Here is a 24,515-nt window from a genome sequence, read left to right as displayed (position 1 = left end):
CGCCGTGGGACGCATCTTGGTCGAAGGTGAACGGGAGTCGGTGACGCGTCCGCAAGTTCGCGAGCGCCGGGGGGCCGGTGGAAGCCGCCGGGTGGAGCTGGTCAGCTACGCCGCCGCCAACGATCCAGAGCAACTGAAGAAAGCTGTATCCAAGCGTTGATGTCTGGGGGCAGAATTCGTCAAGTGTCTGTGGTGAAGTAGAAGTCGCCAGGCGTAAGCCGCTCGAGCGTCTCGCGTCTATGGCAAGCGGCAGGTGCACGATTGATCGACGAGCAACGCAGCCGTGATCTGTCGGGACATTCGTGGTGCATTCTGATGCTCAATGGCATCCGAAGCGTCGGTGAGTTCTCAACGCGAAAAAGGCCGCCTTCATCATCCGAACCGAATAGGAAGTGACACACCGCGATGGTTCAAACGCTTTGACGCAATGTCGATGGCTTCAGACTGAGATGAGCCCGTGCAAGATGTTGCGCAGGACGCAATTGGGAAATAGACGGGCTACTGACAAGACTCACCAGAGCACAGCTGCGGCAGCCCCACACTGCGCAGTGCGCATCTGCGGACCAAGCAGGCTCTGCATCTATTCGACTGGACTCTTCGCCGATCTCATTGAATCGATATCATCGAATACTTGGTCGAGCTCCTGCCTGAACAGGTCTCCGATGAGCAGGTCGGTAACGCTTCCTCGGTGGTGAGGGAAGCGGCGTATGAACTCGCCGAAATTGAATCCCTCGTAATACTCGCACACCAGCCGGCGCATCCGATTCATTCCTTCCACGAACCCCGCCTCCCATTTCCCGATCTGCGCCTGAGAGGTATCGCCTTTCTGCAGGCCTTCGACAATCGCGTCGGCAGCAAGTTCTCCAGATTTCAACGCCAGCATCACTCCTGATGAATAAAGCGGATCGAGGAATCCGAACGCGTCACCGACCAACACCCAACCGTCACCTGCGGCTTGACTGGCACGGTAGGTGTAATCTTTTGTCGCCTTCACCGGGGCGACTTGTTTTGCGTTCGAGATCCGCTCTTTTACACTGAGGCAGTTCTCCATTTCCTCCGCAAAAGTGGTCTCATGATTCACTCGCCCTTTGAACAGATAGTCGAAATCTGCCACCACGCCGACGCTCACCGTGTCGTCTTGCATCGGAATGTACCAGAACCAGCCCTTCTTGTCTCGCAAGCTCAGAACGATGGTCGCCCCCTCATCCTTGCCTTGATCTCGATACGCACCCTCGAAGTAGGTCCAAATCGCTCCCTTGTTCAATTCAGCATCGGGAATTCGGAGCTTGAACTTGTTAATGAGCATTGAGCTTTGCCCGCTGGCATCTACGACCACACTTGCCCGAACCTCTTTCGATTTTCCGGACTCGTCCGTGATTTGCACACCGACCGCTTGATCTCCCGCGAAAAGGACATCGTGAACTCGCACATTTTCGTGAACAATGACACCTTGCTCTTCAGCGTTCTTCAACATCATCACGTCGAATTCGCTCCGACGAATCTGCCATGTCTGCGAGCATTCGTGCGGCTTGTTGTCCTGAAAGTAGAAGGGGGCGGAATGCTTGCCCGAAGGACTCACAAACTGCACGCTATGTTTCTTGACGAAGTGGCTCGACTTCATCTTGGCGAGCATCCCCAGTCGCTTCAAAACCCAATATGTTTCGGGAATCAGCGACTCTCCAATATGGTAGCGGGGAAACTTTTCACGCTCGAACAGCTCGACTTGATACCCTTGCTGAGCAATCAAGGTCGAAACAGTCGCACCGGCTGGACCGCCGCCAATCACGACGACATGGGGAGACTGATGATCTGTCATACTTGAACACCTTTGGCAATTGGTTGCAGTTCAAATGCTGACACCTATCATTCATCGATGAATGATAGGTTTTCGGCATCCTCGTGTGGCTGCCGAGCTTGTTTAAGCAAGCTGGCCAGTTGACGCAAAACCTTCTTGTCGAGGTGCCCCAACTGTTGCCGATGACATTCTTGAAGGGCATCGTGTACCTCGTCGAGCAGCTGCGTCCCCTCTTTGGCAATACGGACTTCCACGACTCGGCGATTCTCAGGTCTTCGCTCCCTGACCAGCAGACATCTACTTTCCAGGCGATCCAGCAGACGCGTCATATCCGGGGCACGAGAAATCAGCCGCCCGCCCAGCACTAGCGTCGGCATCGAGTCCGGATAAACCGAACGCAATAGTCGCAATGCATTGTACTGCTGAGCAGACAAGCCGACTCGTCCGAAAACCTCGTCTTCCATCGACCTGAGACGGTCATACGTCCGCCATAAGTTCAAGAAGACTTCCTGTTCCAGCGAATCAAAGGCTGGCTTGCCGACTGTGGGCGCATTGGTCGATGTCTTGGTCATGGAACGATATTACACGTCGCAACAACTGTCGTCAAGACGTTGATTGAAGGCCGAAGTTTCTGGGGTGCATGTCAGGGATGGTGAGCCCCGGGGCGATGAAGAAACCTCAACCATAGATTTGCAGAAGACTGCGTGAAGACAGGCGGTTTGGTTGGGGTGGTGCCCATGCCAAGAAAAGTTAGCCGTCTAACGCACGCGCCATGTGATCCCTTGGGAAGGGCCCATCCATTGCACCACCTCCGTCGACCTCGCAATTCGCTCTCCTGCGGTGGCTGGAACCTGGAAGGCTGAAGTTAGAAAGGAGCATGGGTTCCTTTCGACCAACGCTGCTTGGGCCTAGCATTCGCTGCTCGAATTACGCATAATGCGTAACGCATGTTGCGTATTTTGGCTGGGAGGATAAAGTGACAAATCCCTTTACTTACGGTGGTGTGGTTGGAAACGGCGAGTTCTGCAATCGCACCCAGGAATTGGCCGATCTGTCTCAGACGATGCGCTCATGCGGGCGCTGTTTCGTTTACGCGGAGCGACGCATGGGCAAGACCTCGTTGGTGATGCGCGCGTTGGATAAGCTGCCGAAGAAGTCGTTCGTTCCGGTCTATGTGGACCTGTGGCCCACCGACGGCTCCGCTTCGTTCGCGACCACGACCGCTCGAGCCATTACTTCGGCCGCCGAAACGAAGACGACGAAATTGCTGGAATTCGGTAAGGCGATGTTTGGACGACTGCGGCCGAGTGTTTCGCTGGATGACTCCGGTCAACCCAAAGTTGAATTCGGTATCGACGGTCGAAGTGTTTCGAAAACCGATCTGACGGAAGTCCTTGCCGCTCCACAATCTTTGGCCGTGCGGAGTGGCAAAACTGTGGTGGTGGTCTTTGACGAGTTTCAACAGATCGCCGACTATGAAGACGATTTGGCCGAACGACAAATCCGCAGCTCAATCCAGCATCACAAGAACGTCGCCTACCTTTTTCTGGGTAGTCGAAAGCACCTCCTGCAGTCGATGTTCTTGGATCAATCGCGTCCGCTGTACCGCTCGGCAATGCATTATCCGGTTGGTCCAATCGCGACCAAACATTGGCAGCCGTTCATTGCCAAACGATTTGCGGACGCGAATAAGACGTTTTCCAACCCATTGATCTCAGAGCTGTGTGAGGCCACGCAAGGACATCCGTTCTATACGCAGCACCTTTGCCATGTGCTCTGGTCACTGATTGAGCCCGGCAGCGAGGTCAGCGCCGCGCAGATCGACCAAGCAGTCGCCGAATTGCTGCGTCGCGAAAGCCATGCTTACGTCATCCTGTGGGAATCGCTGACCAAGAATGAACAGCGTTTCCTGCGTGGACTGGCGGATCGCGAAACGCCCCCCCAACCCTTTTCGTCCGACTTCACGCGTCAGTACGGTCTTCGCAGCGCATCGAATGCCCAGCGTGCGGCAGGATCACTTGTCGCCAAAGACTTAATCGAACGTGAAGCAGCATCGTACGTCATCAACGATCGTTTCTTGCGTTTGTGGATCAGCCAACTCCAGTCGTAATGGCGAGCATTTCATGTCTGGCTGGAGCGCGTTCACAATGCTCGATGCAGTTCACCAAGCGCGTTGCGCAGGAAGCTTGCAATGAGAAGGAGGCTAATCCAGGGCGGTGAAGTCTGCTGCGTTTGAAGCTGCTGGCTAAATACAACACAGAACCACAGCGCAACTGCCCTGGGCGATGCGGTTCCGCCCTGTCTCAACCGCAAAGGGGCTAGTTTTGTCGACTTCCGCATCTGACTGCTCTTTAATGTGCTCCAGGCCGACTGCGATCACACCGGCGAATGCGTAGCAAGGGACATCGATTGGCATGGGCAGGACGGAGAAGCATGGCTAAATACGGACGAATTTCACAAAATGGGCAAAAGGTTGGTCATAAAACAGTTTGGTCGGATAAGTAACTAGGTGAGAAAGTTTTTTTGTGAAGGAATTTTGTGGACGAGACAACCCGACAGGCGACCCGACAGTGGACGCTCGCTCAACCCGCCGTCTCAGCATTCATTGCCTCGGTGGTCCGCGATTTCCGCGATCGTGACGACGTGCTGCAAGACGTTGCCGTAGCGGTCGTTGAATCCTTTCATGCCTACGACCCAAATTCGCCATTCATCCCCTGGGCAATCGGAATTGCCCGCCGGCAGGTTGGGACGTACCTGCGACGTCGGAGCCGAGATCCACTGGTTTTCGATGACGACGCGGTCGCTTGCCTTGCCATTGCCTTTCATGAGCAGGCACAAGAGCGTTCGGCGGCACACGATTATCTCCAGGATTGCCTGGGCTCCCTGGAGGGTCGCGCGAAAAAGTTGATTGGCCTGCGGTATCGAGACGACATGAAACCAGCCGCAATCGCCTCCCACATAGACATGACGCCGAATGCTGTCGCAAAAGCACTCCAGCGAGTCCGAGAGCAACTCAAAGAGTGCATCCAACGCAAGGTCGTGGAAGCGAGTGCTTCATGAATGTAGATTATCAAGAGCTGATCCACGGATACCTCGACGGTTGCCTGTTGAGTGAGCAGCAAGCTCAATTGAACCAATGGATCAAGTCGGATCCGCAGCACGCGCGTCAATTTGCGTCGTACCTGCTGTTGCATGATCGCCTCCGCAACGAATTGGTCGCTTCCGAGGCTGCTGCAACGAACGTGTTGCTACCCAACCGGTCGCATTCGAGAGCCTGGAGTCGCCGGTCGTTTACCGTGGCATCCACTGCCAGTGCGGTGCTGCTGGCCGTTGCGGTGTTGTGGCAAACCGTGGATGCTCCTAACGCATCGGCAGCCATCATTGAGTTGGATCGAATTATCAAGGCAAACGACTTCCCCATGGATCGCACGTTCTTGATATCCGTTCGCGACGTCATGATTCCCCCCAAGCACCAAGATCCCGCCTCACCAGAGCGACGCCGCCCCCCCAAACCCTCCCTGGACGGTGCGGTGCTCGACGTGCGTGGCCCGAATCAGTTCGTGCTCAAACGCAAAACCGTGCATGGTGAGTGGTTCATAACGGGCAGTAACGGAACGGCCAGCTGGGCAGTGCGACCCGATGGGCCGGTTCGTTATAGCAACGACTTGACTCACTTCGCGCGAGATCTTCCCGGCCATGAGGACGGCTTGCCCATCCACAATTTGCACGACGGACTCGAAGCGCTACGCACCGCCTATGATTTAGAATTGTTGCCTCCGGGAGACGGCACGTCAGCAGCAACGCCAGACAGTGAAACCCATCGACGCATGGTCGCCGTTAAGAAGCCCGGTTTCCGAGGGGCCGTGAAGGTGGAAATACGCTATGCCGAATCAAGTGGCAAGATTTCTGAGATGCGCTTTGAGCAAATGGCCTTCGGCCCCCAGCAAATCACCCTGACAATGACTCTCACCCAAGAGCGAATCCTCCCGGAAAACCATTTCGATCATTCCCCCCATCACGGACCCGAACGAGCCCTGGAATACGAGTAAAGAAATATGAAACGACTTCTATGGATTGCGATTGTTGTCGCAGCTGGCTTCGGCACCACGCACCTCGCGGTGCAATTGGGGGCGCAGCCGCCAAGCAATCAACCGCGAGGTGCCAATCGCGTGGGTAAACCTAGCATCAGCGACACCGTGAGAGCCAATGTGTATGCCGACAATTGGTTTACCCTGTACATCAACGGCGAGCATGTGGCAGTCGACTCGATCAAGTTCATGCCGCACAACGTTGTCAGCGTTGATATTCTGCCAGCGTATCCAATGACGATTGCGGTCATGGCCAAAGACAATGCCGATTCCGAAACCGGCATGGAGTACGCAAATACCAATATTGGCGACGCAGGTTTCATCCTGAAGTTTGGCGACGGCACGGTGACCAATGCAAGTTGGAAAGCCAAGGCGTTTTCTCACGGACCGATAGACCGTGACACGCAACATCCCAAAGTTAGAAATCTGCCGATTCCCGAAAACTGGTACAAGACCGACTTCGATGATAAATCTTGGGGGTTCGCCAAGGAGTATTCGCAGCAGCAAGTTGGACCGAAGGAACCATTCTTTGAGCATGATTTCAGTGGGGCAAGTTTCATTTGGACCGACGACATCGAACTCGACAACACCGTCATCTTCCGACATTTCGTCGCCGGTTCGCCCGATGGTGTGTCTCGCCCCGACTTTTCCAACTTAAACAACATCGTTCCCGACTCCCCACCGAAAAGGCCCAAGCGATGACACCCACCAACATTCATGGGATCACCCACCGATTTCTCGGAGTAGCTTTCGCAATTGCAGTCTCGCTGGCCGCCCCCAATATTCTTTGGGCCCACGATGGGCCGCATCATGGCGATCCAGAGCAATCCACGGGATCCAGGACCTGGACGCTCGGTGACGCGGGTGCCCACTTGCATGGCACGTTCGTAGCCGCCTCCGGTGAGAATATTCAGATCCGCCTCGACGGCCGGCGGCTCGTCACCCTCAAGCTGGAACGTCTGATCGCTTCAGACCGAGAGTGGATCGCAAACCGCCTGGAAGCCATTGAGAACCTCAACCAACAGCGTCCCGTGCGGTTTGTTGTACAACAGCCGCTGAACAGTGACAAAATTCAGGCCCAGGACAAAGCCAAGCCCATGCCATCGATCCACGAACACTTCCTACCGTTTTCAGAATCGTTGAAGCTGCGGTGGGACGACGAGTACTTTTATGTTGGTTCCAATGGAATCCCAGCACATCCGATGATGATCGGAATTCGCTCCTGGCAACAGCAGGTCCCGATTCCTCAAAAGTACTTTGGCGAGAACGCTTGGCGAATTCCCCTGCACCCGGTTCCTGCGAAACGGCCAATGTCAACGAAGGGCAACTTTCTGCGTGGTGCAATCGCACTGGCGGTCAACGGCGTCCCGATTTTCAATCCGCTCAACAATCGGGGCGACGATGCATTGTTGTTCGGCGAATTGGATGAATACGGTGGTCACTGCGGGCGAGCGGATGATTACCACTACCACATCGCTCCAGTGCATCTCGAAACGACTACGGGCAAGGGCCAGCCCATTGCCTACGCCTTGGACGGCTATCCCATTTTCGGATATCAAGACGCTCAGGCGACCGATTTTGCACCGCTAGATGCGCTGGGAGGCCACAAGGATGGGGACGGCAATTATCACTTTCACGCGACCCGAACGTACCCGTATCTAAATGGCGGATTCTTCGGTGAAGTGGTCGAGCGTGGTGGTCAAGTCGATCCGCAACCGCGCGCCGAACCGATTCGGCCAGACTTGCGTCCACTGCGAGATGCGAAGATTACGGAGTTTACTCAGCCGAAGCCGGGGAGCTATCGCCTCGTTTACGACGTGAACGGCAAGCAGGGCTCCGTTTCTTACACGCTGGCGGACAATGGCTCGGCCAGTTTTGTCTTCGTCGATCCCAACGGTCGCACCAAGTCGGAAACTTACACGCCGCGCCAAGAGCGTCCGCGACGCGGCGGTGGTCCGCCACCACCTCCCCCGCCACGCGCTCGCAACGACGCTCCCTGACCACCCACCGCTCTAGCAATGTCGAGTCCGCCAGTAGCCCCGTCCACAGTCTCCCCCAGCGAACCGGGCTGTGGAAAGAGTGCCCCGGCTGTGTGAACAACGACAGGTGGCTACCGCTACAGGGCAATTAGAGACGCTGCCTGCGCGTTGAAATTCAAATTGCGATTAGATCAACAGCCCGGAACGTTTCGGGTTGGGAGGTTACCAGCACTTCCGTTCAGGAGTCGTCCGCAAAGGACTGCCCCTGAATTGTTCTCATGGGGGCTAGGGGTATTCCGCAAACCCATTCACTGTGGAATGCACGGCGTTTGAATCGCGCGCCTAACCAGCCAGCGCATGCTGTCTGGCGCCCCATCTTCAATGCGCCCGAATCACGCTAGCCGGGGACGTCGCCCCCTTCATCGGTTCGCATTGCGTTTACCAAACTGACGACGAATTCGGGTGATTCCAAGGAAACGTCACACCACTTGCGATGGACGTGACGGAGAATGCGATGCGCAGTTTTGTTCCGTTTGCCTGTGCCTAGCGGGTTGTGGCAGACTTGGAGCATCACACCAGGTCCCTTGGACAGGCTTTGAAGCTCCAAGTCTCCCACAACCGGATTTACGGCCCGTGGCGCAGATCGGCAAGATTCTCAGGAGGCGATCCTACTTCTTCTGGTAAGTCAATAAATAACCCCTGCCCGAATCATCGGGCAGGGGGCTTTTGAGGACGCACTACTTCAGCGTGATGGTCACCTTGCCAATCGTGCCGGTGAACTTACTGCTTGCACGGTCGTATTCCTCGGAAACGGTCGTTTCCATATCGATGCCGACACCTGCCGATTCGTCCGCCGAGAAAATTGAGAACTCGGTCTTCGGAATCCTTGTCGACGCTACAGACTCGCCGTTCACAAACAGCGTTGCCGTGCCACCTGCGCCCGGCTTTTGGCCACCATCGTAGGCAAAGTCCATCTTCACGGTGGACTTGCCGTTGGGTAGTTTAGCGGTTCCTGCGGCGACCGAATGCTCAAGACCGAGATAGTTGTAGGTGTACCTCGGGACTCCATCTTTGACGTGCAGCGCCCAACCGCCGAAGCGTCCGCCTTGCGCGACGATGACACCGTTGGACGGTTCGTCTCCACTCTCCACATCGGCAACAATCTCAAACGACGTGTTCTTAACGTTGATGAAATCATTTTCAAGCAGTCCATTCATACCCTCGTAAAGCGTCAAACTCTTGCGTCCGAACATCAGGTCGGGGCGTCCCGCTATCTTGGGGTTGAAGAGCTCCTGTCGCCGGTCGTCCAGTGGCAACACATTGTACTTGACCGCTTCACCGAGGAACGCCTGCTGCAACTTGGAAAGCATCTCAGGATGTTGCTTCGCCAAGTCAGTCGACATGCTAAAGTCCTCATCGACGTGATACAGCTCCCAGGTATCTTCTGGGAACCGATTTTCGGGACTTGCCCAGGGCTTGACGTGAATGGTGCCAGCGAACCAACCGTCGAAGTAGATGCCTCGGTTGCCAAACATCTCAAAGTACTGAGTCGTATGTTGACTTGGCGCTTGCGGAAAGTCCCAGGTGTAGACCATGCTAGTGCCTTCGATCGGCCGCTGTGGCGTACCATTGACGATTCGCGGTTGTGGCAATCCGGCCGCCTCCAGAATTGTTGGTGCGACATCGATCACGTGGTGCCATTGCGAGCGTACTTCTCCCGTTGACTTGATGCGTTCCGGCCAGTGGACAACCATAGCATTGCGAGTGCCGCCATAGTTGGAGGCCACTTGCTTCGTCCAGGTGAATGGCGAATCGAAGGCGACGGCCCAACCTGCGGACATGTGGGGATAAGTGGACGGTCCCCCCCAATCGTCATAATGCTTCAACATGAAATCGATGTCCGAACCTTGCGGTTCTCCGTTGAAGTAAGTCATCTCGTTGTAGAGTCCGGTCATCCCACCTTCAGCACTGGTGCCGTTATCACCGGCGATGTAGAAGATGAGCGTGTTATCGAGCTCTCCCATGTCTTCGATCGCCTGAATGACTCGCCCGGTTTCATGGTCAGTCATGTCGAGGAAAGCGGCGAAGACTTCGGCCTGACGAGCGTAGAGCTTCTTCTCATTCGCAGAGAGATCCGCCCAGTCCTTGATGTCGTCTGGCTTTTTCGCCAGCTTCGTATCCTTGGGAATGACGCCCAACGCTTTCTGCTGTTCAAAGATCCGCTGTCGGATTACGTCCCAACCTTCATCGAAATTGCCTGCTTGTTTGTCGATGTAGGATTGCGGTACGTGGTGGGGCGCATGGACAGCACCGGGAGCAAAGTAAACAAAGAACGGCTTGTCGGGCGTAAGCGCCTGCTGGAAACGCATCCACTCTATCGACTTGGTCGCCATGTCATTCATGAAGTGGTAGTCGGGATCTTCTGGCGTCTCTACACGATTTAAATTGTGATAGACGGCCGGCGACCACTGATTGGTTTCTCCCCCCATGAAGCCGTAAAACTCATCGAACCCGACATAGTTGGGCCAACGTGCGAAAGGACCGGACGGACTGATCTCCCAAACGGCGGTTTCATGGTGTTTGCCATACGCGGCGGTACTGTAGCCGTTGAGCCGCAACGTCTCGGCGATGGTGGCCACATCGTTAGGCAGCATGCCGGTCGCCCCCGGGAATGATGTAGCGACCTCGCTAATTTTGGCCTGGTTGCACGAGTGGTGATTGCGGCCGGTGATCAGAGCTTGCCGCGTCGGTGAGCACAGCGCCGTCGTATGGAACTGATTGTACAACAGCCCATTTTTGGCCAGTTTGTCGAAATGCGGCGTCTGCATAACGCTCCCCGTGGCACTGGTGCCGCCGAAGCCCAGGTCATCGAGCAGGATCACGACCACGTTGGGTGCACCTCGCGGCGCCTTAACCTCAAATACCGGCGGCGCCTTTGCATCGCGTGCATCTAGGGTAGTGATCGGCGGATACCAAGGGCCCTTGATAGGAAGCTCAGTGCGATCGACTTGTGCTGCCTCCTGAGCAGACACGATCAACGTCGCAGACGGCCATGCACACAGGCACATCCCTATGAGCAACGGCTGGAATAGCGTGAAAATCCTGCGCTTGTTCATTTGGCTTTCCCTTCGAATTGCAAGTAAATCGATTTTGCAGATCATTGACTCGGCCTCGCGTTCGATTGCTCGCCGTCCGTCGCCTGCAAAACAAAGTCGCCCAAAGGGGGCGAGCATTGGTTTAGTGTACCATCAAGCACGCTCCGCCTTGGTCTGGTTCGTCTTGGTCTGGTTCGTCTTGGTCTGGTTCGTCTTGGTCTGGTTCGTCTTGGTCTGGTTCGCCTTGGTCTAGTTCGCCTTGGCTTGGATTCGCCAAGCTCTCTTCGCAGTCAGGCATCCTCAGTGCCCCCCAGGCGATGGTCGGTATCTTCCTATCGGCCGGGCGGGAAACTGGCGCAGTGGTGTCCATCACTCCGTTGCCATAGTAGCCGCGAGTCAATCCCGCCGTGCAGATGGCTGGTTGGAAGATTTTTGGCCTGTCACTGTGACATCAGTACTCCGCGGGTGCCATCCGGGCGCGGCTAGCACGTCAGGGCCTGCGGTTGTCTCGGTAAACACAACGAATCGTTATCACACGAGCACGAGCACGAGCACGAGTAGGAGCACGAGCACGAGCACGAGTAGGAGTAGGAGTAGGAGTAGGAGTAGGAGTACGGGTACGGGTACGGGTATAAACAGCGCCAACGCTTTGCAGACTTTTGGGGAGTGGTGTTCTATTGATGCAGTATCGACGCTTGCCGCAACAAGGACCGCATCCGATTCAGGGGGCGCGGGTGTTCTACCTGGATTGCATTTAGGCAACAATCGCTGGTCGACTTCAGGCAAATTTGCTTGAGAGTCTCCGGCCAACAACGTGCGGCAGCGAGCGATACGGGGAACTTGATACCGCAAGAAAACAACCCTGTCTCGCCTGCCGAAGCGATTGATTTGTGCCAGCAAGCAGCGGACGGGCGACGGACCCGAAGAGTCGAGCCGCCGCTTGGCCCTACCTCCCTCTGCCGCGGACTCCCTGACAATCACAGATTTGCAAACGGCATACGTCGAAGTACAACGGCGCGATAGACGCTCTCGGGCCAATACTGCCGCGCAAACTCGGCGCAAGCTTTTGCATTAGCTGGGTTTGGCGGCTTTGCGATCAGTGACGCGCGTGTGCCCACAGCCGCTGGATCACTGTCACTGGATCACAATCCCCAAGAGCAGCCGACGACTTGGGGACTATTGTTCCGAACATCGGGCAAAACATCCGTTCTCTGAATGGATTTTCCGATAGAAAACGTAGCGGAAGTAATGCTTGATCGCTCGCAGGCGGGCCTAGGGAGTTTGCACTTCTATATCGCCCAAATCGCGGATTTCCCCTGGGCTTAACACTAGGTTCTGGAACATTCCCTCGCGAATGTAGTTTTTTCGCTTTCGATACGTTCCGCTGCTGCTGTAGCTCTGCCCAGCAGCAAAGCCTTCGATCTGGAACGTCCCGTCTTCGCCGACCGTATGCGGAAAGTACTGCTTGCCAGCATGGGAGGCATCTTTGACGATAGTGCTAAACTTGGCCTCGCCGTTGATGCCAACAGGGGCTCCCCTCGCGTCGACGAATCGACCTTTCACCGTGCCCCACGGCTGCAGCTTGACGCTCACACCTGCATCCTCATCGCCACGAATCGCGACGACAGTTGCCAGCTTTCGAGCTTGATGCATAAACGTGATCCACTGATCTCTGTCAACATTCAATCCGGACAATGGAAAGGCCGGACCGCGAATCGTTTGCTTGACAATCGAAGTACCTCTTCGTTCATGTAGCAGGGCCACTGCACCGGCAACGGGGGTCCCTTCGGTATCCACCAATGAAATCATGCGTGGTCGGTCTCGCAACAAGGTGGCCGTCAAAGTCAGTGACTTGGAATCTCTAGCGGGATTGACTAAAACTATCGCTTCGTACTTACGTGGATCGAGCCAACTGCCTCCAACTGACAAGAGGCTGGGGGTCCCATAGGTGTATGTGGAGTCATCGTCCCAACTCTTTCCAGGCGCGAAGAAATTCTTGGGGTCAATACTCGCCGGACGATACGCGCTACCTGGCACCGATACGAGGACCGCTCCAGGACCGGGCAAGACGAACCCTTCGTAGGTGCCATCTTCTCGGAGCACTGCGTGATTCAGATGTCCCTCGGCGCCTCCGCCGACCGAGCGGATCAATTCCAGTCCGACCGAATTGGGCTGAACGCGGCGATACTCTACCGTTGCCTGTATCGGGAGGCCGTCTTCGTCGACCACCTTCAGTCGATAGCCAATGCCTTGCACCGTTTCGATCACCGTGTCTTTGTCCTTCTCAAACACAGTCCCCGCTCTCAAGAATTGGACGCCGGGTTGCGGGATAGCACTGATCCTACGCGTGCTTTCCTGTTCGTACTCCAGCAGTTTGGGATTGAGACCGCTGAGCGTGAATCGTCCGTCTGAGCCCGTGACGACGGCACCTTTAGTCTGCTGAGGCGCGGTCAAGGGACTATAACCGCCCGTTGTAACCCACATCCCAGCCACCGGCCGCTGGGTGGCGCGATCGCGGACGACGCCAGTGACGGTCAGACCTGATTTGAGCTTGATTGAAAAGTTGGCTCCGTAGATCGTTTGCGTCGGCTGGCCCTTGCCATCCAATCCATCCAATAAGATACCGACGTTCTCGGTATCGCGAGCCATTACATCGATACGCGTGGTAACGATACTCGGCGCTGTGACTTCAAATCTCGCGATCCGATCGCGACCAATACCTGATATTTCGATTCGTCCGTTGGCATCGGAAATCCACTCGGACCTGAGATCCATCAGCTCGAAGTGTTTGTTGATCTCACGCTTGTAAGAAATGCCGGTCATGAAGATGGCCGTGAGATTTGCTTTCGACCAATGCTCCAGAAACGCTGTTAGATCACGATTGCGAGGGATCATCATCCGAGTCAGGCGCACGCGAGCACCGGCCACAGGATTCCCGTCCACGTCCAGCAGCTGGCCACGGATCGGTACATCGTCCTGAGTGAGTTGCAATTCCAGCGTTTGACTCTGCGTTTGCCCCCACAAGCCAGTGCTGAAGACGCCTCGAGCGTGGCCCCAAGTCTCCATCCACTCCGGCACAAAGCCCTGCTTCTTCGCGACGATCAAGCCTCCTCGACGCATCGTCTTGCCCATTGATTGCCAAGTCATATCCGGTGCATCGAAAGAGAACTGCCCTTCGGCATTGGTCACATCGCGGACCGGACCGAGCCTAGTGGTTTCATTCCAGTCGGAGATAACAAACACTTCGGCCCCCTGCATCGGCTGGCCATCTGGTCCAAGCACCCGGCCTTCATAGTGAGATGGATTTTGCACTTCATTGCCGTCTTCGACCTTTGCGCGTTTCACCTTCGCTGCCGCTGGGCTGACGCCCATGTTTGTAGAGTCAACTGGCAACTTGGGCGGTGGCGGAACCGCCGCGACCGGGCCCGGCGTTTCGTCGGCCTGGCCTATTTTAGGCTCTTCGACAGGCCCGACGTCCTCAGCATCCCCGACCTGTTCGCCAACTTGAAATGCGATCCTGCCAGTCGAAACAGAAATGTCAGCGGTCGGCGAGTCCGCGCGACGAAGCGTTAGGAAAGAGCTGGCGGTGTAAGTTCCATTCTCGAGGCCGTATACAAATGGCTGCACATGTTGCCCCTGCTCGGGCGGCTTGGCTTCAATCTGAAATTCTACGTGCTCGAGTTCTGGAACGTAGCCGTCGTCTTCGTTTCCCTCGCGAAATTTGGGCAACCTGCCCGTGATCGGCTGTATTTCCTTGGCGGCAAGTTCTGCCTCAAAAAGTCTCAAAGGAGAGTACGCAGAATTGAAAATCCGGTTCAATGGGATCGAATCCCCCTCGATGTTTTCCAGCTCAAGTCCCCAGCCATCCAGTGGGTGCGGCAGGAGGACCTGACATTTTATCGCCACGGGACCGACGTTCTGCACAAACAGCTGCAATTGAGCTAAATCACCATGACGAAACCTCTTCAACGTGCCATGAGCTTCGTCGGTAAACATCGCTCCAACACGCATTCCGTTCTTCGACTCTCCCCAGGCGATCGGCAAGTTAGAATACTCCGGGTCGGCGGTCTGTTGCTCAGCGCCCCTCTCAGCTGGTTTTGCATTCGCGGCGAGACCGGCATTAGCCAACCAATGAAATCTTGGGCGTAGAATCGGACTATCGAACGTGTCCGACGGGTCGTCCCGTCCAAAGTTCCCCTCAGCCAGCTTCACCGTTCCGGCATCAGGTGAATGAAACCACAGCGTCGTCGGATGTTGTGAAGTATTGCCGAGGTTCGACCTATCTCGTGAATCTGAGCGTGTGTACCAAGCGATGCTTAGTCCGTCGGGGGACACGCCCACGTTGCGGAAGTGAATCACTTCCGCCAGTTGCTCATCGCCATACCACAGTGACGGATAGTATCGCTGACCGCGCAGTTCGTACTGTGGCGATAGCTGGCGATCTGCAGCCGCTTCCGATTGAGACAAGTCGATTCGACTATCGATACCGCGTGATCGCAACATGATTGAACTCTCAGCCACCAACGACTGCTCGGCAAACGGCACCGCCGGTTCTACCCCTCTGCCACGTAAAGGCAACGGTTGCATCACGCGGGCTGTTTTCAGTCCCTGCAATGGATCGGCCACACTTTGATCGTACACAAGGTGCGTGTAGCGGGCTGGTGGGCTAGCGAACTCCGTTTGGTCTTCCACTGGCATGCGTTCTTTCCGTTCGCTGGACGCATCGCGGTTGCTTACCTTGTTTTGAGCATACGCCAGTACCGAGACCGACAACAGCAGTGCAGCAACCAGCCCTATCACCAGCGACAGACGACTAAGAACAACCCGTGGTGCATCCACTTCGCTCAGCAAACGACGGATGCGGCGAGTGAGTTGCGATTGGTTGCCACCGTCTGCGGCCAACGCCTCCAACTGCATGCCAATCGCCATTCCTTGCTGTCTTGCGCTGATCTCCGCCATACTTAACAGCGCCTCAGCAAACTCCAATCGTCCGCACCCTGCGACTGCCAAATCGTCACAACAATCCTCACGTTCGATACTCAGCCTGCGACTGATCCACCACGTCACGGGGTGAAAAAACAAGAACGCCTCAACAATGCGTTGCACTAGATTGACCAACAGATCGTATCGACGAATGTGGGCCATTTCGTGGCTTAGGATCGCGGCGAGTTGCTGCGGGTCGAGTCCACACAGGATGGCCGGCGGTAGCAGGATCGTTGGCTTCAAGATGCCCACCACAATCGGCACTGCAATCTGATCGCACAACCCAAACAGTGGAATTGTCCGTAATCCCATTCGCTTTGCCTGTTCGGGGATGATGCGAGTGATCGGCGAATCCTTGATCGTCTGGACCGCACGCCGCAGTCGCCCACTAGCCCAAATCGAGGCGGCGAGCCGAAGTAGGCTGACCGCTACCCCCAATACATACACAACCAGCACATAGGGCGGCGTTGATGCCAACCATGAAGGCGCCCGATTCGCAGCTCCCACGCTTGGCAACGCAACTGCTTCAGCTTCCTCCGTCGGCAAATGAACTGCAGGACTCCGTGTGCTGGCAACAGCGCCCATTTCGGGAGCAGTCAGCGGCGCATCCATCGTAGATTGCGCAAACGCTGGCAACGCCCTTCCTGCCGAACTGCTTGGCAAGAATAGGGAACCGTTCTCAGCATGGACGATCGCCAAAGTTACCACCACACAGAGAGGCAAGCTGGCAAAGGCAGCGCTGGCGAAGATGTAGCGAGTACTGGCAGACCGCGCCGCCACCACACGCAGCAGAACCGCCAGCAGAATGCCAATCAAGGAACCTTGCCACAAAAAGTGCGCGAATGTGGTGACGAGTTGAAGCGACAGCGACTGCCAATCAATCGAAGGCATCATGACTTGGCCTCCCGCAATCTTTTGTTCAGCAACTTGCGAAGGCTGACCAACTCCTCGGCATCCAAGTCCGCCACGTCAAACAGGCTCAGCATCACCGCCTCGGCCGACCCATCAAACACACGGTCGACAAAGTCCCCCAACATTCCCTTCGAGACATCTGCGCGCTGAATTAGCGGGGCAAATCGAAACGCCTTGCCTTGCACCGGAGCAAGTTTTTCCAACTGCCCCTTCTCCACCATTGTGCTCAGCATGGTGATCACCGTTGTGTGCGCCAGGTTTCGCCCACTGGCATCCAATGCATCTCGCACTTCCCGGACCGTTAGCGGCGATTGCCCCCACAACACCTTTAAAATTTGCAATTCTAACTCCGTCGGATGCTCTGACATGGCTCTGGGCATTTTTGGCTACTCCTATGCATTTCTAGTCCACTAGAAGTCTATCCACTGAAGAAGGGCCGGTCAATAAGCATTTTTAGAAACCTAGAAATAGGTTCAAGGTGGCGAAAAGCCTTGCAGCGCTGCAGCCTTGTCTGACCTCTCCCTGTGACGTGATTGGGTCGAGCAACACGTCCGTTGCGCTCACCGAACCGCCAGAGCCAATGTCCTGCACGCCTTGGTAAGCCCCCGCAGCCCGCCCGCTCCAGACGCAATACAGCTCTCACCACAGCTCTCACCACAGCTCTCACCACAGCTCTCAACCATCAAGATCGCGCCGCCCGTCAAGCGGCAGATGTATCTGCTCGATGGATGAGAAAGGTCTTGGACGAGCGGCCGAAATGCTTTGCAGTGGTGCGCTCGTTTGGTCTTGCTCCTCGCCGTTGTGCTCAGCCTGGGACCAGTCTGGTGCAGCCGAGCGTGTTGTTGGCAGGAAGATGTTGGCAGGAAAATTAAAAAGGGCAATCTATCTTCCTGCCTCCATCTTCCTGTCAATACGTCCGCCTGGATGCTTCGTAGCAATCACGGATGCCGGCAACTCAAAATCCAAGCTGAAGCGGCGGTTAACCAAGTAGCAATTTGAATTCTGACGCAGAGGCGGCGTCAATAAATTGCACTGTAGCGACAACTTACCTCGCCTTGCTCACGCAGCGGGTTACAATGACCAAAGCCCGTCAAGCGCCGTGGAAGCTGACTGGTGAATGAGGAAGAACTTTGGCAAGCGGATACGATGCTTCTCAGTGGTGAACTTACTAGGTACTGCTCCTCGCCGCTGAGCTCGGCCTAGGACCAGTCTGGTGCAGCAGAGCGTGTTGTTGGCAAGAAGATGTTGGCAGGAAAATTAGAAGGGCAGTCTATCTTCCTGCCTCCATCTTCCTGTCAATACGTCCGCCTGGATGCTTCGCCCCAATCACGAATGCCGGCGACTCAAAATCCATCCTGAAGCGGCGGTTGACCGAGTAGCAATTTGAATTCTGGCGCAGAGGCGGCGTCAATAATTGCACTGTAGCGACAGCCACCTCGCCTTGCTCACGCAGCGGGTTACAATGCCAACAGCCGGTCAAGCGGCAGTGGAAGCTGCCTGGTGGACGAGGAGAATCGTGAAGCGAAATAGCGCGTTCAATAATCCATGACCTTGTCGGCATCCAACAACAGTTTCGCGAGAGAGGGCATGGTTGCGATTGCTGCGTGTCGTTTGAGTGCTCCAGAACCGATACGAGCGGACTTCGCACAATGCGGGCACAGTACCAGTTTGCCGCCAGCATCGATAAACTTGTCGTAATGTTCCGAAAGCGGTGGCGAGTCTTGTCCCCATGTCAGATCCAGCAGTTGGCGACGCTCCGCAAGGCGGACGCCTTCAAGATCGAGAAAGATTGTTACCTCGGCGCCGTGCTCTTGCAGCAGGCTCGCGACTTTCAATGCCATAAAGCAACGGTGTAAGTCGTCGGTAAAGTGCGAGAGATGGACTACAACCTGCTGAGTTTTTTCAGTCGATGTTGCATCTTCGGCACGTACGTTGGGCTGAGCAAAGGACAAAAGAAGTACGAGCGCGAGAAGGGGGGCATAAAATCGCATGTTAAATCCTGATCTTTAAATAGGGAGGCTAGAAAATACGTCCTAGGAAAGCACACAATTTGATGTGGACACTACTGCAATCTCCCAGTGGTCTGGGCAGGCACCACGCCGGTGTGCAAATGGAATTTTGAACTGAAGGCGGAGGACAAGGGCAGGTCGAGGCAAGCGACGGAATCGAGTTCGCAATTGGTCGTTACTCGGAGGTTGCCGTCGACTTCCCACTCGGTTTCTCGCTCGATTGGTCAGCGTGCGTTTGAGGGCGAACCGTTTCCAGCTCCTCTCGTTCCGCTTCAGTGACGAACAATGCCAAGTACGGAATCTCAATCAGGATGGCGAGTACCAGTAAAACGGTGGCACCAATCCCGAGAGTCGCCAAATCAAAAACGGATGCGGCGGCGATGAACGTTCCCAAGGCCAGTGCCACTCCGACTTTCAGTCCAGTCACGATGCCAGCAGATTGAACATCAGCTTCGAGTTCTTGTTTGGTGATGTGGCTCTGGCCGGGATGACGGAGCACAGATGCTCGCGATCGCCGCTCAAAGTAGCCCACGATGGCTGAGATGATGATCAGGGCTGGAATTGGAATCGCAGCAAAGAGAGTCGCGGGCCGGTTGGTCAGGAAAAGTGCGATGGTCGCAACACTTGCCACGATGAGTAAGCCGCGAATCGCTGTCTGCATGTGTCGGAAGTTGGCATGAGCGTCCGGTTCTCCGAGTGCGGTTGGGGGATTCGTGTGTGTGATGGTCATTTTCTGTTCCTCGTTACCGCGTAGACGGTGTTTGGACTTTTCACTTCAATCGACCGCAAATGCAATCGATCCCAAATAAACTGCGTAGCCGAATGCACGCGAGTTGTATCTCTAAAACAGTACCGTCTTGGCACGCTTGGCCATTCGCTGTGGGCAGGATCCGCACACATGGCGCGACAGTATCAAATGCTTAGACCACATCGCTGCTTCCAGCCGGTTCGCCAAGTTGCGATCTGGCGCCAATCGCCAGATGCTGGCTCTTCTGGATGCGTTCCTAAGACTCCCTCCGATTCATGAAACAGGTTGCTTATACGGCAGGCTTGCAAATCTTTGAACCATCGAGAACGACGCCTCCGCAAGCTTACAAGCATCGCTTGCGATCTCCCATGCGTGATCGCTAGGTGAGTAGCGACGCTGGGCAGTAATTTTGTGTGTGCCGGCGGATGTCATGCAATTCACCGCGTCCTCGCAAATTGCTTCACGGGCTGCTTATCTAGTAGCAAGTTGAATTTCATCGCGGAGGTTGCGTCCCTAATCGCCCTGTAGCGGCAACCACCTGTCCTTGCTCACACAGCGGGTTACTATTTCAACAACCAGACTCGCGGCGGGTTACTATTTCAACGATCCGTTCAGTCATGGAAGCCACGCTTTCGAGTGGAATCTCCCGTGCAGTGAACGCCATTGCTGGACACCAGCCGGCTGCTACTGGCCAATCGGAAGCGTCACTCCTCCGGGGCCTCGGATCTGCGTGGAGTTCTGGAACGCACGCTTTTTCTCTGCCACGGGAGTCCTTGCTCAGGGAGCGAAACTCCCCCCATGGGTCACTGGCTGTAAGTGCAAAACGCGTGCCGCAGAAGTGGACTTGCAGAATTCAAGTGGTCGTCGAAGTCTAGAAATTGTTGACGACTGGGAGCGGCAGTTGCTAGTGCTCGCCTTCGATGTCGTGCAGCTTGTAGATCAGTGCTCGGCGGCTGATGCCGAGTTGTTTGGCCGCCTGAGTTCGATTTCCGTCGCATTCTCGGAGCGTTGCGACAATGGTTGCCCGTTCGACTTGCGAGAGACGACCAACATCGGGCAAATCAGAGGTTGGTCCGCTGGCAATGTTGCTGGGTAGGTGTTCCGGAAGAATTACATCACCCTGGCACAATAAGCACGCGCGCTGAATAGCATTTCGCAATTCGCGAACGTTTCCAGTCCAGGAATGGGTGAGCATCGCTCGGGATGCTTGCGGTGACATGCGGACTTGCCGGTTGGCAAACTGGCTTGCGAAATACCTTGCCAACGGAATGATGTCTTCGCGACGATCCGCAAGTGCAGGAACAATCAATTCGACAACGTTCAGCCGATAGAAAAGGTCCTCTCGAAAACGTCCTTCCTGTATTTCATCGACTAAATTGCGATTGGTGGCTGCGATAAAGCGTGTATCGATAGCGACAGTGCGATCACCGCCAACGGGTGTCACTTCGCTTGCCTCCAACGCGCGCAACAACTTTGGCTGCATCTCCAGTGGCATTTCGCCAACCTCGTCTAGAAATAGGCTTCCGCCATGCGCCGTCCGAAACAGGCCTTTTCGATCTTCCGAAGCTCCCGTGAACGCGCCCTTCACGTGACCGAAGAGCTCACTCTCGATCAATGTCGATGAGAGGCCAGCACAATTGGCTGTGATGATTGGATGCGATGCACGTGAACTCCACGCGTGAATCAATTGCGCGATCCCCTCCTTGCCGGAACCACTTGGACCTTGGATGAGAATCGGCGCCTCGGAAGGAGCCACGACCGCGACCGTTTCGAGCAACTGACGCATCGCTCGGCTTTCGAAGATGAAGTCCGCTGGCAGGTTGGGTAACGCGATTGTGTGTGGCGCATCGTCTGATGACGGGATAGCCAGAGCGTCGTACACCGCCACTTTCAATTCTTCGAGGTCGATTGGCTTCGAAAGATAGTCGTCTGCACCATTTTTGACGGCGGCAACCGCCTGCCGAAGATCCGCATAGGCGGTGATTAGAACAACGGGAATCGTGGGCAGCAGTTCCCGGATTTTCGGCAGTGCCTCGATGCCACTCATTGCGGGCAAACGCACGTCCAGCAGGATCATATCGGGCGGCTGTTGAGCGAGCGTTTCGAGCATCGTCTCAGCCGACTCCGCTTCGAGAATCGTGAATCCAAAACCTTCAAAGAACCCACCAATCAGCTTCCGTTGAGATGGCTCGTCGTCGACCACCATCAGAACGGGTGACTTAGAATCACGTTTCAGTGAGGCGTTACTGGTCATGCGAATTTCAGACGTATCGTGTTCATGGTTGTCATCGAGATCGAGTGCTTGCCGACGGAGTGCTTCACGCGCTGCGGATTCCGTCAATCCAAAAGACGCTGCCAATTCCCTGGCCAGGCTCGTAGTCCACGTCCCATCCGTGTGCAATCGCAATGCGGCGGACGATGGATAGACCTAGGCCGGTACCGCCCGGTCGACGCGTGACATAGGGTTCAAACAGCGAATCCACAATCTCCTCGGTAGCGCCCGGCCCCTGGTCGGCGACTTCCAAGCGGAACGAACCACGTTTGGAGTGGTTGAGGGAGATTGTAATTGTGCTGCCCTGGGGGGCGAATGCAATGGCGTTCTGGAGCAGATTGAAGAGTACTTGCCGTAACTGGTCGCGATCTGCCCAAATTGCTGGTGGCTGATCGAGCCGCAGCGTTTCCAGCTCAAGATTGTTGGTAAGCAGGTCTGATTGCAACAGCGATTGCAAGTCAGCAACAAGCTTGTCAACAGCTACCGATTCCAAGTTCGCTTCCGCTTGGCGTGCAAAGGCCAGGAACTGATTGATCCGCGCGGTTACCCGGTCGCACTCCTCCAGCACTGCTTCGGCCTGTTCCTGCTGCACGTCGGTCGGCAGCCCCGATTTTACAAGCCTTTGAGTCCAGCCACGGATCAACCCCAGCGGATTTCGAGTTTCGTGCGCCAACCCGGCTGCCGCTTGCCCCAGCTCGCGCAAGTGTCGTGTTTCTGCCTGCAGAACTCGCGTGGCTCCCTCGGCCTGCGTTAGTCGCACGGTAAACTGCCATGCGGCTCCGGCGGCGATTAAAAGTAGGGTGCCCAATGCAAAGATTAGGAGGCGATTCCTGGCCTCGCGATAGATTTGAGCCTTCATTCCGGTGCGGTCCAGTACGACCACGCAATGAAAATCCACCGATGCGGGGACGCCAACAAAGTCAGCCACGTCTCCGTGTAGGGGAGGATTGTTCCGCATGCTAAAGCTGCTGACGACCTGCAGCGTATCGCCACGTGCATGTTCCCCCACGGGAAGTACCAGATCGACACGCTCACGATCTCCAGCGAAAAAGACTTCGCCAGAGCCATCGTTGACAATGACCGCAATCGCCAGGACGTTGTTAGATCTAGCGAGCACTTCCAGGGTGGTTGGCAATTGTTGTTGGACAAACGGACCGAACCAGCGATGCGATTGGACTCCGCTGGTCACAGCACTCGACAATGTCTCCGCTTGCGACGCTAGCGAATCTTGGATCAGTTCACACTGGTGAATGTGCTCAGATCGCTGCCACGTAGCGAACATCAACCACAAGACACCAAGAAAAGCGAGTCCGACGATCCTGGGCTGCGGCACACCTTGCGGGCTCGGTTTCTGCATCGACTATTCTGCTCGCGATTATTGGCTGAAGATCCACTGGGCTGTCCAATTCCTGCTATGCCTCCTTGAGCTCATCGAGCTCGTCCACTGCCGCGGCCACCCCGGATTACACCGCCTTGCTTCTGCGCGCTGAGCCCTTGACCGCTGATCCCTTGGCTGCGGAAGTTTTGGTTTTGCAACCCTGGCTGAAGTGCACTTCCTCGATTCTGAGCCCCCCGTCCGCTGCCGTTTCCCCCACTACCGTTTCTCCCACGGGTGGACTGCTGACCGTTTCCTTGTCCGGATCCCGATGAGTTTGCAATTTGGTCGAAGTCGGTTTGGGATAGGAATTCAGCATTGTAGCTTGCCCCCTGGTTGGCGATCTGCGATGCGAAAGCGCGCAAGTGGTTTTCCGAACCTCTCATCAACCGTTCAAGCACTTTCTGAACCTGCGGATCGGTCGTTTCCGCCAGCCTTCGTCTCAGATCTGCAATATCCATCTCCTCGATTTTAGCTCCTACCTTCAACGCATCCAATGGGCTACGTGCCCCGCTGGCAATGAGCGAGTCATAAAGTTTTTGGTACTCTGGAAAGACGAAGCTTCCAGGTGCATCGTTTTGACCACTGCTTCTACTTCCTGGACTCAGACGCTCAAGCGCCTGCATGTGCTGGCTTTCGGCACGTGATATGTTCTGGAAAATAGGCAGCTGGGAAGTTTTCGCCAACTGGATGTAAACGTCGCGCGCCAACTTTTCCTCCTCCCGCATGCGCAGCAAATCCGTGTCGCTGGTGTTCACCGACAGATTGCCATTGGATTGACGACTCGAATTGCCCCGCTGCGCTTGAGAGAGCCCTTGGTTGCCAGAGCGTGTGTTGGATTGAGTTTGAAGTCCCACGCTGTTCTGGTTGCGCCCCTGATTGCCCATACGCGCACGTGTTTGTACCTGCACAGCATTCCCAGCGGAGCGGCCAGATCCAGCGCCGCCTCGTTGTGCCATCGTAATGGGGGCGACAAACGTTAGCACGAGGATCGATCCAATTCCAATCAGCAAGCGTTTCATGGCATCCACCTTTAAGTCGAGTGAGTGATTCGTTTAACACTACTGCTCAAAAGCAATTGAGATACCGCTACCGGTAACGTATGGCTGCAATTCTATGGAAAGGAGGTAATTAGACCGCATACCAGCGATTATGGGCTAGAAATTTGAACGCAACGAGCCGTAAGACGCAGGTGAAAATGATCGCTCAATGGAATGCCCTGCAAATCGTGCGCGAATTGCCAATCCTGGCGCTGCAAA

18 protein-coding genes are annotated in these 24,515 nt (G+C 55.6%); 6 read left to right on the top strand and 12 right to left on the bottom strand.

Annotation, left to right across the window (positions count from 1 at the left end; all coding sequences use genetic code 11):
* Window positions 1-4: 4 nt before the first annotated feature.
* Complete coding sequence (locus Q31a_RS30200; protein ID WP_197356811.1) at window positions 5-160, top strand: hypothetical protein; 156 nt, start codon at window positions 5-7, stop codon at window positions 158-160.
* 420 nt (window positions 161-580) lie between these two features.
* On the opposite strand, the gene Q31a_RS13675 is transcribed toward Q31a_RS30200, so the two are convergent.
* Both Q31a_RS13675 and Q31a_RS13670 read right to left on the bottom strand, forming a co-directional pair.
* Window positions 581-1,816: an NAD(P)/FAD-dependent oxidoreductase gene (locus Q31a_RS13675; RefSeq protein WP_145078596.1), complete on the bottom strand. Its 1,236-nt coding sequence runs from the start codon at window positions 1,814-1,816 to the stop codon at window positions 581-583.
* A gap of 47 nt (window positions 1,817-1,863) precedes the next feature.
* Window positions 1,864-2,367, bottom strand: a complete 504-nt coding sequence (locus Q31a_RS13670) for a MarR family winged helix-turn-helix transcriptional regulator (protein ID WP_145078595.1) — start codon at window positions 2,365-2,367, stop codon at window positions 1,864-1,866.
* 404 nt (window positions 2,368-2,771) lie between these two features.
* On the opposite strand from Q31a_RS13670, the gene Q31a_RS13665 reads away from it, so the two are divergent.
* From Q31a_RS13665 to Q31a_RS13645, 5 genes are all read left to right on the top strand, one after another.
* Entirely contained in the window at window positions 2,772-3,905 is a 1,134-nt protein-coding gene (locus Q31a_RS13665) for an AAA family ATPase (RefSeq protein WP_145078592.1), read from the top strand.
* A gap of 428 nt (window positions 3,906-4,333) precedes the next feature.
* Window positions 4,334-4,855 (top strand): sigma-70 family RNA polymerase sigma factor, encoded by a 522-nt coding sequence (locus tag Q31a_RS13660; RefSeq protein WP_145078589.1) that lies wholly within the window; start codon window positions 4,334-4,336, stop codon window positions 4,853-4,855.
* On the top strand, window positions 4,852-5,844 hold the full coding sequence (locus Q31a_RS13655) for an anti-sigma factor family protein (RefSeq protein WP_145078586.1): 993 nt from the start codon (window positions 4,852-4,854) through the stop codon (window positions 5,842-5,844). Before Q31a_RS13660 ends, Q31a_RS13655 begins: the two co-directional genes overlap by 4 nt.
* Before the next feature lie 6 nt (window positions 5,845-5,850).
* Entirely contained in the window at window positions 5,851-6,585 is a 735-nt protein-coding gene (locus Q31a_RS13650; protein WP_145078583.1) for a hypothetical protein, read from the top strand.
* Entirely contained in the window at window positions 6,582-7,883 is a 1,302-nt protein-coding gene (locus Q31a_RS13645) for a YHYH protein (protein WP_145078581.1), read from the top strand. Before Q31a_RS13650 ends, Q31a_RS13645 begins: the two co-directional genes overlap by 4 nt.
* A 376-nt stretch (window positions 7,884-8,259) precedes the next feature.
* Here Q31a_RS13645 and Q31a_RS31395 read toward each other — a convergent pair whose 3' ends face one another.
* From Q31a_RS31395 to Q31a_RS13590, 10 genes are all read right to left on the bottom strand, one after another.
* Window positions 8,260-8,478: an ISAzo13-like element transposase-related protein gene (locus Q31a_RS31395; protein WP_391575323.1), complete on the bottom strand. Its 219-nt coding sequence runs from the start codon at window positions 8,476-8,478 to the stop codon at window positions 8,260-8,262.
* A 121-nt stretch (window positions 8,479-8,599) separates the two neighbouring features.
* Window positions 8,600-10,978, bottom strand: coding sequence for an arylsulfatase (locus tag Q31a_RS13635; protein ID WP_197356809.1), 2,379 nt, complete (start codon window positions 10,976-10,978; stop codon window positions 8,600-8,602).
* Window positions 10,979-11,099: 121 nt separating this feature from the next.
* The gene (locus Q31a_RS30835) at window positions 11,100-11,327 is read right to left on the bottom strand and encodes a hypothetical protein (protein ID WP_231691191.1); all 228 of its coding nucleotides are present in this window, start codon (window positions 11,325-11,327) and stop codon (window positions 11,100-11,102) included.
* Between the two features lie 902 nt (window positions 11,328-12,229).
* Complete coding sequence (locus Q31a_RS13620; RefSeq protein ID WP_145078568.1) at window positions 12,230-16,834, bottom strand: M56 family metallopeptidase; 4,605 nt, start codon at window positions 16,832-16,834, stop codon at window positions 12,230-12,232.
* Window positions 16,831-17,232, bottom strand: a complete 402-nt coding sequence (locus tag Q31a_RS13615; RefSeq protein ID WP_145078565.1) for a BlaI/MecI/CopY family transcriptional regulator — start codon at window positions 17,230-17,232, stop codon at window positions 16,831-16,833. Before Q31a_RS13615 ends, Q31a_RS13620 begins: the two co-directional genes overlap by 4 nt.
* Window positions 17,233-18,387: 1,155 nt before the next feature.
* Complete coding sequence (locus Q31a_RS13610; protein ID WP_145078562.1) at window positions 18,388-18,843, bottom strand: DsrE family protein; 456 nt, start codon at window positions 18,841-18,843, stop codon at window positions 18,388-18,390.
* Window positions 18,844-19,036: 193 nt separating this feature from the next.
* A complete protein-coding gene (locus Q31a_RS13605; RefSeq protein WP_145078558.1) occupies window positions 19,037-19,591 on the bottom strand; it encodes a hypothetical protein in 555 nt (184 codons plus the stop codon).
* A 922-nt stretch (window positions 19,592-20,513) separates the two neighbouring features.
* Window positions 20,514-21,968: a sigma-54-dependent transcriptional regulator gene (locus Q31a_RS13600; protein ID WP_145078555.1), complete on the bottom strand. Its 1,455-nt coding sequence runs from the start codon at window positions 21,966-21,968 to the stop codon at window positions 20,514-20,516.
* Window positions 21,928-23,238, bottom strand: a complete 1,311-nt coding sequence (locus Q31a_RS13595) for a sensor histidine kinase (protein WP_145078552.1) — start codon at window positions 23,236-23,238, stop codon at window positions 21,928-21,930. Before Q31a_RS13595 ends, Q31a_RS13600 begins: the two co-directional genes overlap by 41 nt.
* A 71-nt stretch (window positions 23,239-23,309) precedes the next feature.
* Window positions 23,310-24,278, bottom strand: a complete 969-nt coding sequence (locus Q31a_RS13590; protein ID WP_145078549.1) for a DUF2202 domain-containing protein — start codon at window positions 24,276-24,278, stop codon at window positions 23,310-23,312.
* Window positions 24,279-24,515 lie beyond the last annotated feature (237 nt).

Origin of the sequence: Aureliella helgolandensis, assembly GCF_007752135.1 — a bacterium.
Classification (GTDB): Bacteria; Planctomycetota; Planctomycetia; order Pirellulales; family Pirellulaceae; genus Aureliella; species Aureliella helgolandensis.
This window is presented reverse-complemented; position numbering and strand designations above follow the sequence as displayed.